Annotated in this window: 12 protein-coding genes; 6 read left to right on the top strand and 6 right to left on the bottom strand. The window is 72.6% G+C overall.

The window, feature by feature from the left end:
• Positions 1-103: 103 nt before the first annotated feature.
• The 4 genes from AC6CH6_RS08875 (at position 104) to AC6CH6_RS08860 (ending at position 4,605) form a co-directional block, all read left to right on the top strand.
• Positions 104-817, top strand: a complete 714-nt coding sequence (locus AC6CH6_RS08875) for a Jag family protein (RefSeq protein WP_498254966.1) — start codon at positions 104-106, stop codon at positions 815-817.
• Complete coding sequence (gene rsmG, locus AC6CH6_RS08870; RefSeq protein ID WP_498254859.1) at positions 817-1,488, top strand: 16S rRNA (guanine(527)-N(7))-methyltransferase RsmG; 672 nt, start codon at positions 817-819, stop codon at positions 1,486-1,488. The genes AC6CH6_RS08875 and rsmG overlap by 1 nt, the downstream gene beginning before the upstream one ends.
• 323 nt (positions 1,489-1,811) lie before the next feature.
• A complete protein-coding gene (locus tag AC6CH6_RS08865) occupies positions 1,812-2,708 on the top strand; it encodes a ParA family protein (protein ID WP_109268899.1) in 897 nt (298 codons plus the stop codon).
• 622 nt (positions 2,709-3,330) lie between these two features.
• Entirely contained in the window at positions 3,331-4,605 is a 1,275-nt protein-coding gene (locus tag AC6CH6_RS08860; protein WP_498254858.1) for a ParB/RepB/Spo0J family partition protein, read from the top strand.
• 84 nt (positions 4,606-4,689) lie between these two features.
• On the opposite strand, the gene AC6CH6_RS08855 is transcribed toward AC6CH6_RS08860, so the two are convergent.
• The 6 genes from AC6CH6_RS08855 to AC6CH6_RS08830 form a co-directional block, all read right to left on the bottom strand.
• Positions 4,690-5,898 carry a peptidoglycan-binding protein gene (locus tag AC6CH6_RS08855; RefSeq protein ID WP_498254857.1) on the bottom strand — a complete coding sequence of 403 codons (1,209 nt, stop codon included), beginning with the start codon at positions 5,896-5,898 and terminating at the stop codon, positions 4,690-4,692.
• A 113-nt stretch (positions 5,899-6,011) separates the two neighbouring features.
• The gene (trxA, locus tag AC6CH6_RS08850; protein WP_058873284.1) at positions 6,012-6,347 is read right to left on the bottom strand and encodes a thioredoxin; all 336 of its coding nucleotides are present in this window, start codon (positions 6,345-6,347) and stop codon (positions 6,012-6,014) included.
• Positions 6,348-6,482: 135 nt separating this feature from the next.
• Entirely contained in the window at positions 6,483-7,514 is a 1,032-nt protein-coding gene (gene trxB, locus AC6CH6_RS08845) for a thioredoxin-disulfide reductase (protein WP_017835062.1), read from the bottom strand.
• A 133-nt stretch (positions 7,515-7,647) separates the two neighbouring features.
• Complete coding sequence (locus tag AC6CH6_RS08840; protein ID WP_498254856.1) at positions 7,648-9,090, bottom strand: hypothetical protein; 1,443 nt, start codon at positions 9,088-9,090, stop codon at positions 7,648-7,650.
• 202 nt (positions 9,091-9,292) lie between these two features.
• On the bottom strand, positions 9,293-10,915 hold the full coding sequence (murJ, locus tag AC6CH6_RS08835; protein WP_498254965.1) for a murein biosynthesis integral membrane protein MurJ: 1,623 nt from the start codon (positions 10,913-10,915) through the stop codon (positions 9,293-9,295).
• A gap of 82 nt (positions 10,916-10,997) precedes the next feature.
• Positions 10,998-11,498 (bottom strand): NUDIX domain-containing protein, encoded by a 501-nt coding sequence (locus AC6CH6_RS08830; RefSeq protein WP_017835060.1) that lies wholly within the window; start codon positions 11,496-11,498, stop codon positions 10,998-11,000.
• A 124-nt stretch (positions 11,499-11,622) separates the two neighbouring features.
• Between AC6CH6_RS08830 and AC6CH6_RS08825 the strand changes: the two genes are divergently transcribed.
• Both AC6CH6_RS08825 and AC6CH6_RS08820 read left to right on the top strand, forming a co-directional pair.
• Entirely contained in the window at positions 11,623-13,035 is a 1,413-nt protein-coding gene (locus tag AC6CH6_RS08825; RefSeq protein ID WP_498254855.1) for a CCA tRNA nucleotidyltransferase, read from the top strand.
• Between the two features lie 145 nt (positions 13,036-13,180).
• Positions 13,181-14,416 (top strand): glycosyltransferase 87 family protein, encoded by a 1,236-nt coding sequence (locus AC6CH6_RS08820; protein WP_498254854.1) that lies wholly within the window; start codon positions 13,181-13,183, stop codon positions 14,414-14,416.
• Positions 14,417-14,437 lie beyond the last annotated feature (21 nt).

Below are 14,437 nucleotides of genomic sequence, written 5' to 3'. Positions count from 1 at the left end.
CGACCCCCTCCCCGCACGGGGCCGGCGCGCCCGGCCCCGTGCTTCCACGGCCCCAGGAGACGACATGACCGACATCGGGCAGACCACCCAGGACGCCGACGACGTGCAGCCCCCCGCGCCGCGCGACGACGCCGACCGCGGCGCCGGGGCGGGAGTCCCCGCCGCGGAGACCTCGGCCGCGGAGAGCACCGCCGCGGAGAGCACCGCCGCGGAGAGCACCGCGTCGGAGACCGCTGCCCCGGCCACCGCCGCGCCGCCGGCGGACGGGACCCCGGACGCTCACGGGTCGGGGACGGGGCAGGCACCTGCCGGGGACCGCGCCGGCAAGGACGGCGCCGCCGCCGATCCGCTCGAGGAGGAGGGCGAGATCGCGGCCGACTACCTCGAGGAGCTGCTGGACACGGCAGACCTCGACGGCGACATCGACATCGAGGTCCGCGACGGTCGCACCTACCTGTCGGTCGTCGCCGACGGGGACGACGTCGAAGGCCTGTCGGCGCTGGTCGGCGAGGACGGCGAGGTCCTGGAGGCCCTCCAGGAGCTCCTGCGCCTCTCCGTGCTGGCCGCCACCGACCGGCGCTCCCGCCTGGTGCTCGACATCGGCGGCTACCGGCTCCGCCGGGCCGGTCAGCTCCAGGACCTGGCCCTGGCGGCCGTGCGCGAGGCCCAGGAGACCGGGGAGCGCGTGCACCTCGACCCCCTGTCCGCCTACGAGCGCAAGATCGTGCACGACGTGGTCGCCGAGCAGGGTCTCGTCAGCGAGTCCGAGGGCGAAGGGGCGGCACGGCACATCGTCGTGTCCGTTCCCCAGGGCTGATGGCCGAGGAGCCGCGCCCCTCCCCCGCTCCGCAGGACCCGCCGGTCCCGGACGAGCAGGAGCGGCGCGCCGCCGAGCGGCTGTTCGGCGAGCGGCTGCCGCTGGCGGAGCGCTACGTGGCGCACCTGGCGTCATCCGGCATCGTCCGGGGGCTCATCGGCCCGCGGGAGGTGCCCCGGCTGTGGAGCCGGCACGTGCTCAACTGCGCCGTGGTCGAGGAGCTCATCGCGACCGGCGCGCGCGTGGCCGACGTCGGATCGGGCGCGGGTCTGCCCGGGCTGTGCCTCGCCCTGGCCCGGCCCGACCTGCGGATCACGCTCATCGAGCCGCTGGAGCGGCGCGTGCAGTGGTTGGACGAGGTCGTGGCCGACCTCGGGCTCACGAACGTGCGCGTGCTGCGGGCCCGGGCGGAGCAGGCCCGGGACGAGGTCGGAGAGGTGGACGTGGTCACCGCCCGCGCGGTCTCGGCCCTGGTGGGCCTCGTGGACATCACCCTGCCGCTGCTGCGCGGCACCGGAGAGCTGCTCGCCCTCAAGGGCCGTTCCGCGGCGGACGAGGTGCGCAAGGCGCAGAAGAAGCTGGACCGGCTCGGCGCCCGGTCCACCGAGATCGTCCCGGCCGGGGCGGACCTGCTCGAGGAGCCCACCACGGTGGTGCGGGTCCGGCTCTGAGCACCGCCGCCTGCTCCGCGCGGTGTCGGCGGTAGGCTGGGAGGAGTGTGCCACGGTCGGTGCGCCGCGTTCGGCCACGGGTCGACGGCGACCTGACCTGCGGCGCGGTCCCAGGCACTCCTCCCCCGCGGGAGGCGTGCTCCGACGGAGCGAGTTCGAGACGAACCGGGAAGGTGCGCAGTCAGATGCCGATCGACGACGGCGCGGGAAGTCCGCGAGGCTTCGACGCCGAGTTCCCCCCCGATCCGCTTGATCAATCGATCAAGGTTGTTCCTGATCGGGGTACTCGTGTTTCACGTGAAACGGACGGACAGCTGCCCAAAATGACCACAACGATGGCGGAGGACACGCCGCTGGGGAGGAAGCTCGTGGAGGAGACCAGGCGACGCGCCAGGCTGAAGAAGGTCCAGCTGGAGAAGCCCGCCGCAACGCGGATCTTCACGATCAGCAACCAGAAGGGCGGCGTGGGCAAGACGAGCACGTCGGTGAACATCGCGGTGGCCCTCGCCCGACAGGGGCAGAACGTCCTCGTGATCGACAACGATCCCCAGGGCAACGCGTCGACGGCCCTCGGTGTGGAGCACCACTCGGAGGTCGACAGCACCTACGACGTGCTCATCGACGAGATGCCCATCGCCGACGCGGTGAAGCCGTCCGCCGAGGCGGACAACCTTTGGGTCGTCCCGGCCACCATCGACCTGGCCGGCGCGGAGATCGAGCTCGTGTCCATGGTGGCACGGGAGCACCGGCTCCGCCGGGCACTCGAGGCGTACGCGAAGCAGCGCGAGGCCGACGGGCTGGAGCGGCTCGACTACGTCTTCATCGACTGCCCGCCGAGTCTCGGGTTGCTGACCCTCAACGCGTTCGTCGCGGCCACCGAAGTGCTGATCCCCATCCAGTGCGAGTACTACGCGCTCGAGGGGCTCAGTCAGCTGCTGAAGAACATCGAGATGATCCAGAAGCACCTGAACCCCGAGCTGTCGGTGTCGACGATCCTGCTCACCATGTACGACGGTCGCACCAACCTCGCGTCGCAGGTGGCCGAAGAGGTGCGCAACCACTTCCCCGCCGAGGTCCTGGAGACCATGATCCCCCGCTCGGTGCGCATCTCGGAGGCGCCGAGCTACCAGCAGAGCGTCATCAGCTACGACCCCAGCTCCACGGGGGCGCTGTCCTACCTGGAGGCGGCGGCCGAGATCGCCCAGCGCGCCCAGCGCTGACGGAGCGGCCCCGGCCACTCCCCCGCCCGACGCCCGTCTCCTCTTGGAGGCGGGCGTCCTGCTGTTCCCGACCCGCGCCGCGCGCACGGGACCCACCGTTCCACGTGAAACGGCACGTCGGAACGCGCGGCTCGGCTAGAATTGTCCGGATTGCCGGGCGAGGGAGAGGAACACCGTGAGCGAACGACGACGTGGACTGGGCCGAGGACTGGGAGCACTCATTCCGAGTGCACCCGCCGCCGACGCTCCGGTGGAGGGGGAACAGGGCGCGGACGTCGACCCGGCTCCGGTGCCGTCGACGAGCGCAGCGGACACGTCCCGGAAAAACGCGACCCGCACGGATGTTTCACGTGAAACGAGGTCCGCCGACGCCGCACCCGCACGTGCTGAGAGCTCGACCGACCAGCAGGACGCGGCAACCGGGACCTCGACGCAGCGTTCCTCAACCAGCAGACAGGGCGCCACGCCGCCCCGGGCCACGTCGACGGCCGCGGCTCGTCCCGCCGGCGAGCCCGCTGACGGAGATCACATCCCCGAACCGCCCAGGTCCACCGAGCCGGCGAAGCGGGCTGCTGCCGGGGGTCGTGGCAGAACCGTCAGTCCTGCGGCACGGCAGAAGGCCATGAAGGCCCGGATGGACATGGGCGAGGCCCTGCGCAACACCACACTCGTCAGCCGGCCCTCCGACATGTTCTTCCTGCCCTCGGCCGGTGCCCCTGACACCGAGCCGGCGGCTGACTCCGGCGAGGCGTCGTCGAAGACGACGGAACCCGGACCGGGGAACCGGGCCGGCGTTTCACGTGAAACATCCCGCTCGGAGGAGACCGACGCGTCGGCGGAGAACGTCGACGCCCCGTCCGAGGGTCGCAGTCATGTGGCAGTCGAACCGGAGCAGCAGCGTCTCGAGGTGGCCGATACCGGTGCCGCCGCTGTGGAAGATGCGCCGGAGGCGACAGATGATTCCGGCGTGGTGGAGGCTACCGAGGCGTCCGCCGTGACGGACCGCCCCACGCCCGATGCTTCGGCCGACGATGTTTCACGTGGAACGGACGCCGATGTCGAGGAGCTGGCGGCGGTGCCCGGTGCCACGTTCGCCGAGATCCCGGTCGCGGCCATCCACCCCAACCGCAAGCAGCCCCGTCAGGTGTTCGACGAGGAGGAGCTCGCGGAGCTCGCGTACTCGATCGGCGAGCTCGGTGTGCTGCAGCCGATCGTGGTGCGACCCACCCGCGAGGACGGCGAGCAGGCGTACGAACTGGTCATGGGCGAGCGGCGGTGGCGCGCGACCCAGCGCGCCGGGCTGCCGACCATCCCGGCGATCGTCCGCGAGACCGCGGACGACGACCTGCTCCGGGACGCCCTGCTCGAGAACCTGCACCGCAGCCAGCTGAACCCGCTCGAGGAGGCCGCGGCGTACCAGCAGCTGCTGGAGGAGTTCGGCGCCACCCAGGAGGAGCTGTCCCGGCGCATCGGTCGCTCCCGCCCCCAGATCAGCAACACGATCCGCCTGCTCCGCCTGCCGCCGCTCGTCCAGCGACGCGTGGCCGCCGGCGTGCTGTCCTCGGGACACGCCCGTGCCCTGCTGTCCCTGGCCGACCCCGCGCAGATGGAACGACTCGCGCAGCGGATCGTGGCGGAGGGGCTCTCGGTCCGGGCCACGGAGGAAGCCGTGCAGCTGACGGAGACGGGGGAGCGCAAGCCGCAGCGGGCGGCCGCCCCGGCCGGGCGCAACAAGGAGCGGCTCGACTACATCGCGGAGGCGTTCTCCGACCGCCTGGACACGAGCGTGCGGATCGCCCTGGGAGCCCGCAAGGGCAAGATGACCATCGAGTTCGCCTCGGTGGAGGACCTGAACCGCATCATCGAGGTTCTCGACCCCGGGATGGACCGCAGCTAGACCGGCGGCCGCACGGAAGAGCCCCGGTGTTTCACGTGAAACACCGGGGCTCTTCCGTGCACCGGGTCCGCCCGGCGGGGCGGTTCAGCGTCCGTTGTACTCGGCGACGTCGTCGACGCTCATGGTGCCCGTGGGCACGTCGTCCTCCGCGAGCAGGAACATGCGCTGCAGACCGAAGACGACGGCCTCAGCAAGGTGGTTCCGGTGCTCGGGATCGGCGAGGGCGGCCCGGTCGGCCGGGCCGGACAGGTAGCCGAGGTCGAGCCAGATGGTCGGGGCGTCCTGGGAGCGCAGCAGGTCCCACTGCCGGGCGTGGGTGCCTAGATCGAGCGCCCCGGTCCGGGCCACCATCTCCTTGAGCACGAGCACCGCGGCCCGTTCGCCGATGGGGGAGTAGATCTCCGAGCGGTCCTGCTCGCCCCAGTAGTAGGAGGCGACCCCGCCGGCGGCGGGGGAGGCGTTCCAGTCGCAGTGCAGGGTGACCACCACGGAGTCCGTCCGGCTCCCGGTGACGGCCTCCCGGGTGGAGTCGGCGGTCCGCACGGGCGCGCCGCGGCGGTCGTGGAGCTCCCGTCCGGGCGAGACCACCGAGGGGTCGGCGCCGATCTCGTGCAGCAGCTCGAAGGCGCGGACGGCGACGTCCCGGGTCACCTCGTCGGCGCGGTCGCGGAAGTCCGGCGCCGCCGAGGCCGGCGGCTGCTGACCTGCTGCCCCGGACGGGACCAGCACCACGGAGCGGCCGCGCAGGGCGGAGGTGGCCCGCTCCAGGCGGTGGTACTCGCGCAGCGAGAAGGCCTTGGAGGACGTGATGTTCTTGTTGATCCGGGCGAGAGCGGCGATGGTCTCGCGGTCCACCACTCCGGTGGCCCCGAGACCCAGACTCTGCTGGAGCTCCGTGACCGCGTGGTGCGTGCTGCTGCCGAACACCCCGTTCAGGTGTCCGTAGTAGAAACCCAACCGGGAGAGGTTGTGCTGCAGCATGCTGACGTCGTCGCCCCGGAGCGGGCGGTCGTCGTCGGCGTAGAGCGGGCGGTCACCGAGAGCGTACTGCGCCTCGTTGAGGCACCGGTCCGTCTCCGGGCCCACCAGGCCGTCCACGATGAGCCCGCGCTCCTGCTGGAAGGCGCGCACGGCGGCGTCGACGTGGTCGTCGAAGTAGGAGGGGTTGTTGACGTCCTGCGGCGCGAGGTAGGCCACGGTGACGCCGGCCCGGAGCAGCCGCTCCCGCAGGCTGACCACCCGCCGGCTCGTCATGGTCCGGCGCAGCATCGGTTCGGTGTCGTCGTTGTTCACGGGTGTCCCACGGGTCGGAAGGGTCGGCGTGGTGCCAGGACAGCGGCTCGTCCGCCCCTCCCCGGCCGGGGAGGGGCGGACGAGCCCGGGGTGTCGCGGATGTCGGGGACCGCTCAGTTACCGGCAACGAGGTAGTCGGCGAACTCCTTCTCGAGGGCGCTCTTCGGCTTCGCACCGATGGCCTTCTTGACCACCTCGCCGCCGGAGAAGAGGTAGATGGCCGGGATGGACGTGATGCCGTACTGGGACGCCACGGCGGGGTTTTCGTCCACGTTCAGCTTCACGACCTCGACGGCGTCGGCGTGCTCGGCGGCGATCGCGTCGAGGACCGGGCCGACCATGCGGCAGGGGCCGCACCACTCGGCCCAGAAGTCGACGATGACGGGCTTGTCCGATTCGAGGACCTCGGTGCGGAAGTCGGCGTCGGTGACGTTCTTGGCGGCGCTCATGTTTCTCCTTGTCCGGGCGCCGGACACGCGGTCGGCGTGCCCGGACCGCTCTGGGTGACGTGGTGCGGAAGGCGGATCTGGTTCGATTATGGCCCATCCCGGTCCGGGCGCCGGCGGCGCCCGGACCAGGACGGCTCAGCTGTGCAGGACCGAGCGGTCGTGCAGGGCGGCGAGGTAGTGCTCGGTGTCGACGGCGGCGACGCATCCGGAGCCCGCCGCCGTGATGGCCTGGCGGTAGGTGGCGTCCACGACGTCGCCCGCCGCGAAGACCCCGGCGAGGCTCGTGGTGGAGCTGCGGCCGTCCACGGCGATGGTGCCGTCCACGGTGAGCTCGAGCTGGTCCTTCACCAGGGCGGTGCGGGGATCGGAGCCGATGGCGACGAACAGCCCCGTCACGGGCAGCTCCGAGGTCTGGTGGGACTCCGTGTCACGGACGGTGACGGAGCGGACCTTGTCCTCGCCGTTGATGCCCACGACCTCGGCGTTCCACAGGACCTCGATCTTGGGGTCGTCGAAGGCGCGCTGCTGCATGATCTCGGAGGCGCGGAAGCTGTCCCGCCGGTGGATGATCGTGACCTTGGAGGCGAAGCGGGAGAGGAACGTGGCCTCCTCGAGGGCGGAGTCGCCGCCGCCGACCACCGCGATGTGCTGCTCCTTGAAGAAGAAGCCGTCGCAGGTGGCGCACCAGCTCACCCCGTGGCCGGAGAGCCGCTTCTCGTCCGGCAGGCCGAGCTCCCTGTACGCGGAGCCGGTCGCGAGGATCACGGCGTGGGCGCGGTGCACGGAGCCGTCCTCGAGGGTCACGGTCTTCACCTCGCCCTCGAGCTCGAGGGCGACGACGTCCTCGTAACGGATGTCGGCACCGAAGCGCTCGGCCTGCTGCTGCATGTTGGACATCAGCTCCGGGCCCTGGATCCCGTCGATGAACCCGGGGTAGTTCTCCACCTCGGTCGTGTTCATCAGCTCACCGCCCGCGGTCACGGATCCGGCGAAGACGATGGGGTGGAGGTTGGCGCGCGCCGCGTAGACGGCCGCGGTGTACCCGGCGGGGCCGGATCCCACGATGATCACCTCGTGGACGGTCTCGTCGTCCGCGCCGGCCTTCGGCTCGCCGGTCGAGGGGACGAGGTTGAGGGCGTTGATCACGGGACCGAAGTCGGGGCTCACTGTTCTGCAGACCTTCCGTACAGGGAGCGGCCGGGCACGCCGACCGCAGGGACCACTGGCACAACGGGGCGCGCGCGGCGGATATTCCGGTGCCGGACCCGCCCCGGCGGGCCCGGCGGGGGGAGCGGGGGCCTCAGTCGAGCTGGATCTCGCCGATCCGCAGGCCGTGGTTGAACCCGGCGATGGGGTTCGTCAGCTGCGGCAGCTGCGTCCAGTTCACGATCACGTACTGCTGGTCCTCGTCCTGGGCGGCCGCGGCGAGCGGAACGGTGATCTCCGGGCCCGTGAAGGAGCCGGAGGCCACCTGGTCGGCGCCGTCCAGGCTCGGGGCGTCGTTGACGTACACGTCGAACATCCCGCCCGAGCCGGCCGACTGGCTGAGCCTGAGCGTCTCCACGGGCGCGGGCTCCTCGAGCTGCACGGCGAGGCCGATGCTCGGCGTCCGGTTGCCGAAGTTCGGGTCGGAGAACCCGTAGCTGATCCAGTAGGTGGACGGGTTGCCGTCGACGACCTGGCCCAGCTGCGCGTCCTGGTCGGCCATGAAGCCCGGGTCGGTGGGCACCACCCGGGTGACGGCGCGGGGCTCCGGCTCGGCGGCCGGGGCCTCCGGCTCGGGGCTGGGCTGCACCTGCTCCGTCCCGGCCTGCTCCTCGGCCGGCGCGCTCACGGCGGGCTCCGGGCCCTCCGACCCGGCGAAGAGTCCGCCCAGCCGGTCGAAGCTGAACACCACGGCACCGATCAGCAGGGCCAGCAGCAGGAGCAGGAGCAGCAGCAGGCCCCGGCCGCCCTTCTGCGGCCGGTCCTCGGTCGCCTCCCGGTGCGGCGGCGCGGCCGCGGCCGCCTCCTCCGGCCCGTGGGGCGTGTCCGGGTGCCCGTCGTCGTAGTCGTCGTAGCTGTCGTAGCGGTTGTCGCCGTCGTAGCCCGGGTCGATGTCCGTCCCGGCCGTCCGGACGGCCGAGGCCGCCGTGCCGCTCGCCGCCGCGCGGTCGAAGAGGGTCGAGCGGGTCGAGGTGGCGCTGACCCGCACCGGCCGGCCGAGACGGGTGCGCACCGAGGGGGCGGGCGCGGCGTCGTCGTACGAGTCGTCGTCCCGCCACCGGGTGACCTTGGGCTGGGGGGCCGCGCCGCCGAGGTCGTCGGAGGCCTCGGTCGCGACCACGGGGGTCGGGCTGGTGGGGTCCGGCTCGTCGTACACGTAGGACCCGGGGCCGCTGCCGCGCGGGGCGCCGAAGATGTCGTCGCTGAGGGACTCGTCCTCGACGTCGTCCGGCTCCACGAGCAGGGAGTCCAGCATGTCCGCGGCCGGGGTGTGCGAGGTCACGAGGTAGGTGTGCGCCTCCGCCTGGCCCAGGTCCAGGATCTGGAAGGGGGCGCCGATGCTGCCGTTGGCCATCGAGCGGGCGTTCTCCACGAGCAGGGACGTGTGCCGCTCCGCGGGCAGCAGGATCGACACGCGGCGGCCGAGGATCTGGTCCTGTCCCTCGAGCACGTGGTCGCCCTCGGCGGTGGCCAGCACGTCGGTGACGACCTTGTAGCGGCCGCCGAGGACGGAACCGAGCTTCATCGGTGCGGGCACGTTGGCTCCCTGGGGGTCGGGAATCCGCGGCGGGGGCCGGAATTCGCGGGCGGGGGTGGCCGGCGGGGCAGAAGGGGTGTTCCTGACCCACGTCACCGACCACTCAGCACTTTACCGGTCCCGGCCTCCGGCGGCCGAGAGCCTCGTCACACGGCCGGTCCGCGAGCTCGGTCAGGGCGCCCGGTCCGCCCGGTCGGGGCGCTCAGCGGCCGAGGCGGGCGAGGAGCGGGCGCACGAGGCTGTCGAGCTCCCGGACGCGGCAGAGCTTGAGGGCGCCCAGGTAGGCGATCCCCATGACGGTCCCGCCCGCGGCGACGGTCGCGATCGCCGTCAGCTGGTTGGTCCAGGGGAAGCCGGCGGGGTCGTATCCGCCGAGCAGGAACAGGGCCACGGCGCCCACCGCGCCGGCGAGCAGGGACGCCACGAGGATCCGGGCGTGGGAGTCCACGATCCGGGCCACGTCGTAGTCCCCGATCCGGCGGACCAGGACCACGTGGTAGATCAGCGCGCTCAGGACGTTCTGGGCCGCGTAGCACGCGGCAACCGCGAAGACGATGAGGTCCGGCGGGACGAACGACCAGATCAGCAGCGCCGAGACCACGGTGAAGAGGGCGACGCCGACCTGCACGAGGAACGGGGTGCGGGCGTCCTCCTGCGCGTAGAACGCCCGGCCGAGCATGAAGGACACCGACATGAAGGGCGCGCCGATCGCGATCACCGTGATCACCTGGCCGACCACGGCTCCCGCGGAGGGGACGCCGCCGCTGAAGAGCATGCCGAGGGGGCCGGCGAAGACCACGAGGGCGACGGTGGCGAAGACCGTCGCCACACCGGTGATGCGCAGGCTCGAGGACAGGGACGCGACCATCCCGGCCCGGTCCCCGTCCGTCGAGGCGGCGGCCATCCGGTTGAACAGCACCGTGGCGATGGACAGCCCGATCACCCCGTGCGGGAGGGAGTACAGCATCGAGGCCTGGTTGAGGGCGGCCACGCCCGCGATCTGCTGCGGCGGGTCCATCGCGAGGTACTCCGGCCGGTAGCCGGTGGGGATCGCCGCGACCTTGGTCAGGGTCAGGAACGCCAGGTTGGCGAGGACCCCCGTGGCGAGGGTCCAGCCCGCGAGCCGCGCCGCGGTGGAGAGGCCGATGCCGCGCCAGCCGAACTTCGGGCGCAGCCCCAGCCCGAGCCGGCGCAGCGGCCAGAACAGCACGAGGGCCTGGGTCGCGACGCCCACCGTGGCCATGGCCGCCAGCCAGAAGGTCTTGGCGGGGGACCAGTTCTCGAGGGTGTGCACCGTCTCGGCGTAGGCCCCGAACTGCTGGACGAACACGAGCAGCGCGGCGATGGCCACCACGTTGTTGACCACCGGCGCCCACATGTACCAGCCGAAGGCGCCGCGGGCGTTCAGGACCTGCCCCACCACGGTGTAGAGGCCGTAGAAGAAGATCTGCGGGAACGTGAACAGCGCGAACGTCAGACCGAGCGAGAGCTGCTCCTCGGTCCAGTCGGTGCCCATGGTCCGGATGATGGGTCCCGCCAGCAGCACCACGACCGCCGTCACCCCCAGCAGGGCGAGCACGGCGAGGGTGAGCAGGCGGGCGATGTAGTCGGCCCCGCCGTCGTCCGCGGTCCTGGAGGCCTTGATGATCTGCGGCACCAGGACGGCGTTGAAGATGCCGCCCGCCACGAGGACGTAGATCAGGTTCGGCAGCGTGTTCGCGAGCTCGAAGACGTCGGAGACGGTCGTGATGGAGCCGATCGCCACCGTGATGAGGACCGTCTTGACGAACCCCAGCGCGCGGGAGACGAGCGTGCCCGAGGCCATGATGGCGCTGGAGGCCGCGCCCGAGCGGCGGGCCGGGGCCGCCGGGGTGCCCTTCCCGGCCGGTCCGGAGGGCTCCGCGGTCTCAGAGCTGGTGGATGATGTATTCACGGGCGATGTCGGCGATGCGCCGTTCGTTGGGGAAGGACAGCTTCCGGCCGAGGTCGTCGATGTTCACCCAGGCGACGTCCACGGCCTCGTGGTCGGGGTCGTTGTCCGTGGTGAGGTGACCGCCCGTGGCGCGCAGCAGGAAGTGGTGCACCGTCTTGTGCACGCGGTGCCCGGAGACCGTGAACCAGTAGTCGATGCTGCCCAGCGGGCTCAGCACCTCACCGGCGATGCCGGTCTCCTCCTCGATCTCGCGGATCGCGGCTTCCTCGTTGGACTCCTCGCCCTCGGGGTGGCCCTTGGGCAGGCACCACTCGAGGCGCCCGCCGCGGTTGATCCGGGCGATGATGGCCACCGGGTGGGAGGGCGCGCCGAGGTCGACGACGATCCCGCCGGCGGAGACTTCCTCGACCGTGGGCAGCGCAGCGGCCGGCGCGGTCGGCCGCTTCTTCGGTGCGCTGGGTACGGGGAAAGCCATGTCTCCTACCTTGCCACAATCGCCCGGGCTCCCGCCGGAGCGGGGGAGGGGCTCCGGCGGCCGGTTCCGGCGGGGCCGCGGCGGCCGGGTCCGCGCCCCGGGGTCTGGAACAATGGGCGGCACCATGACGCAGCTCCCCGACGCCCACGCGATCCACCCCGCCGCCCTCGACCTGGGGCGGCGGTTCTCCGCCGCCGGCCACGAGCTCTCCCTCGTGGGCGGTCCCGTGCGGGACCTCTTCCTCGGCCGGCCCGCCCTGGACCTGGACTTCACCACCGACGCGACGCCCGAGGAGACGCTCGCCGTGGTCACGGGGTGGGCGGACGCGGTGTGGGAGATCGGCCGCGCCTTCGGGACCATCGGGATGCGCCGGGGCGACGTCCAGCTGGAGGTGACCACCTACCGGGCCGAGGCCTACGACGCGGACTCCCGCAAGCCGCAGGTGGCCTTCGGCGACTCCCTCGAGGACGACCTGTTCCGCCGCGACTTCACCATCAACGCCATGGCGCTGCGGCTGCCCGGTCTGGAGCTGGTGGACCCGCACGGCGGGATCAAGGACCTGCACGCCCGGGCGCTGCGCACCCCGGGCACCCCGGAGGACTCCTTCTCGGACGACCCCCTGCGCATGATGCGCGCCGCCCGCTTCGCGTCCCAGCTCGACGTCGAGGTGGCGCCCGAGGTGCGCGCGGCCATGACCGGCATGGCGGAGCGCATCGCGATCGTCTCGGCCGAGCGCGTGCGGGAGGAGCTCGTCAAGCTGGTCTGCGGGCGCCGGCCCCGCCGCGGCATCGACCTCCTGGTGGGCACGGGGCTCGCCGAGGTCGTGCTGCCCGAGGTGCCCGCGCTCCAGCTCGAGACGGACGAGCACCACCGGCACAAGGACGTCTACCAGCACTCCCTGACCGTCATGGAGCAGGCCGCGGCCCTGGAGTCCGGTCCGGACGGCCCCGTGCCCGGGCCCGACTTCGCGCTGCGCTTCGCCGCGCTCATGCACGACGTCGGCAAGCCCGCGACCCGGCGCTTCGAGGAGTCCGGTGCCGTGAGCTTCCGCCACCACGAGGTGGTGGGCGCGAAGCTCACGGCCAAGCGGATGCGGGCCCTGCGCTTCGACAACGACACGATCAGGACTGTGGGCCGGCTGGTCGAGCTGCACATGCGCTTCTACGGCTACGGGGACGCCGAGTGGACCGACTCCGCCGTGCGCCGCTACGTCCGGGACGCCGGGGAGTGCCTGGAGCGGCTGCACCGGCTCACGCGGGCGGACGTGACCTCCCGGAACCGGCGGAAGGTGGCACGGCTCGCCGCCGCCTACGACGACCTCGAGGCGCGGATCGAGGAGCTCTCCGCGCGCGAGGAGCTCGACGCCGTGCGGCCGGAGCTGGACGGCGAGCGGATCATGGCGGTGCTCGGCATCCCGCCGGGGCCGGCGGTGGGCCGGGCCTACAAGTTCCTGCTGGACCTGCGCCTGGACGAGGGGGAGCTGGGGCCGGAGGAGGCCGAGCGGCGGCTGCGGGCCTGGGCCGCGGACACCCTGTGAGCCCCCGGTCCGGCGCCGGCGCCCCCGGGAACACCCCGTGTTGCCCTAACAGCGCATATATCGGTCAAGGCATATCTTCCGACCTCACCGCGGTCCTCCTGGTCGGGGTCGGGGCGGGCGTGCTGCGCGGACGGCGGGAGGGGCCGTGAGCCCCCTGGGCGGGTCCCGGGGCGGCCACCGGGCGCTGCTCGTCGGCCTGAGCCTCTACGCGGTCATGACGGCATGGCTGCTGCGCCTGCCCTGCCGGGTGCCCGGCTGGGGCGCCGCGGAGAGCCTGCCCGCGCTGTGCGCCACCGAGATCGCGCCCGGCGAGGCGTCCGGGGCGGGCGGGTTCTTCACGGGCGGGCCCGCGGGGGACCAGCCCGCCCTGATCGGGATGATCACCACGGTGGTCGGCTGGTTCGCGGCCCGCCTCTCCGCGCTGTTCGGGACGGACGTGGACCGGGGCGTGTTCGCCGACCTCTCCGTGCTGCTGCTGGCCCTGGTGTGGATCGGCACGGTGGCCGCGGTCTCCGCGCTCTCCGGCAGGCGCGGCGCGGACGCGTTCGTGCTGGCGCTCGCACCGGTGACGGTCCTGGTGGGCTTCGGCACGTGGGACCTGTGGGCCGTGCTGCTCATGATGCTGGCGCTGCTCTTCCACGTCCGGGGCAGTCCCGTGCCGGCGGGGATCCTGCTGGGTCTCGCGGCGTCCGTGGCGCTGTTCCCCCTGGTGGTCCTCCTGGCCGTGCTGCTCCTGGCCGTGCGGTACCGGCAGTTCCGGGACTTCGCGGTGGTCCTGGCCGGGACGCTGCTCACCTGGGCGCTGGTCAACGGACCGTTCCTGCTCTCCGCCCCGGACCGGTGGGTCCGGCAGCTCCGCCTGCCCTGGGACGGGCCCGTGGAGGGCTCCTCCTCCTGGGGCGTCTGGGCCCGGGTGGAGCAGGCGCGCACGGCTGCGGTCCCGGACCCGGCGGGGGCGGGGCAGTGGGTCCTCCTGGCCCTCGTGCTGGGCCTCGTGGCGGTGCTCGTGCTGACCCTGCTCACCCGGCAGGAGCCCAGCGTCGTCCAGATTGCGTTCCTCCTGCTGGCCGTGCTCGTGCTCTCCGGCCCCGCCTATTCCCTCGTCCACGTGCTCTGGCTGGCGCCCCTCGTGGTGCTCAGCCGGCGCCACTGGCTTGAGTTCGCCGCCTGGCAGCTCGTCGAGGTCCTCTGGTGGACCACCCTGGTCCTGCCCGAGTCGACCTGGCCGGTGCTGCCCGGGCTCGGCCTGATCGGCTGGGACGCGCAGGACCTGCTCGCGGCGGTGCGCGTGCTGCTCCTCGTCCTCCTGGTGGTCGCGGTCGCGGTCGACGTCCTGCGGGGCGGTCAGGCGCGGCGGATCGGGCTCTCCGAGACCGGCTGAGCGTCCCGGCTCCGCCGGGAG

The organism is Kocuria sp. GQ42, assembly GCF_059758435.1.
This window is presented reverse-complemented; position numbering and strand designations above follow the sequence as displayed.

Coding starts and splice junctions, on each gene's coding strand:
- AC6CH6_RS08860 (WP_498254858.1), top strand. CDS start 3,331: ATGAAGGCCCGGATGGACATGGGCGAGGCCCTGCGCAACACCACACTC.
- AC6CH6_RS08830 (WP_017835060.1), bottom strand. CDS start 11,498: ATGGCTTTCCCCGTACCCAGCGCACCGAAGAAGCGGCCGACCGCGCCG.
- trxA (WP_058873284.1), bottom strand. CDS start 6,347: ATGAGCGCCGCCAAGAACGTCACCGACGCCGACTTCCGCACCGAGGTC.
- AC6CH6_RS08825 (WP_498254855.1), top strand. CDS start 11,623: ATGACGCAGCTCCCCGACGCCCACGCGATCCACCCCGCCGCCCTCGAC.
- AC6CH6_RS08865 (WP_109268899.1), top strand. CDS start 1,812: ATGACCACAACGATGGCGGAGGACACGCCGCTGGGGAGGAAGCTCGTG.
- rsmG (WP_498254859.1), top strand. CDS start 817: ATGGCCGAGGAGCCGCGCCCCTCCCCCGCTCCGCAGGACCCGCCGGTC.
- murJ (WP_498254965.1), bottom strand. CDS start 10,915: ATGGCCTCGGGCACGCTCGTCTCCCGCGCGCTGGGGTTCGTCAAGACG.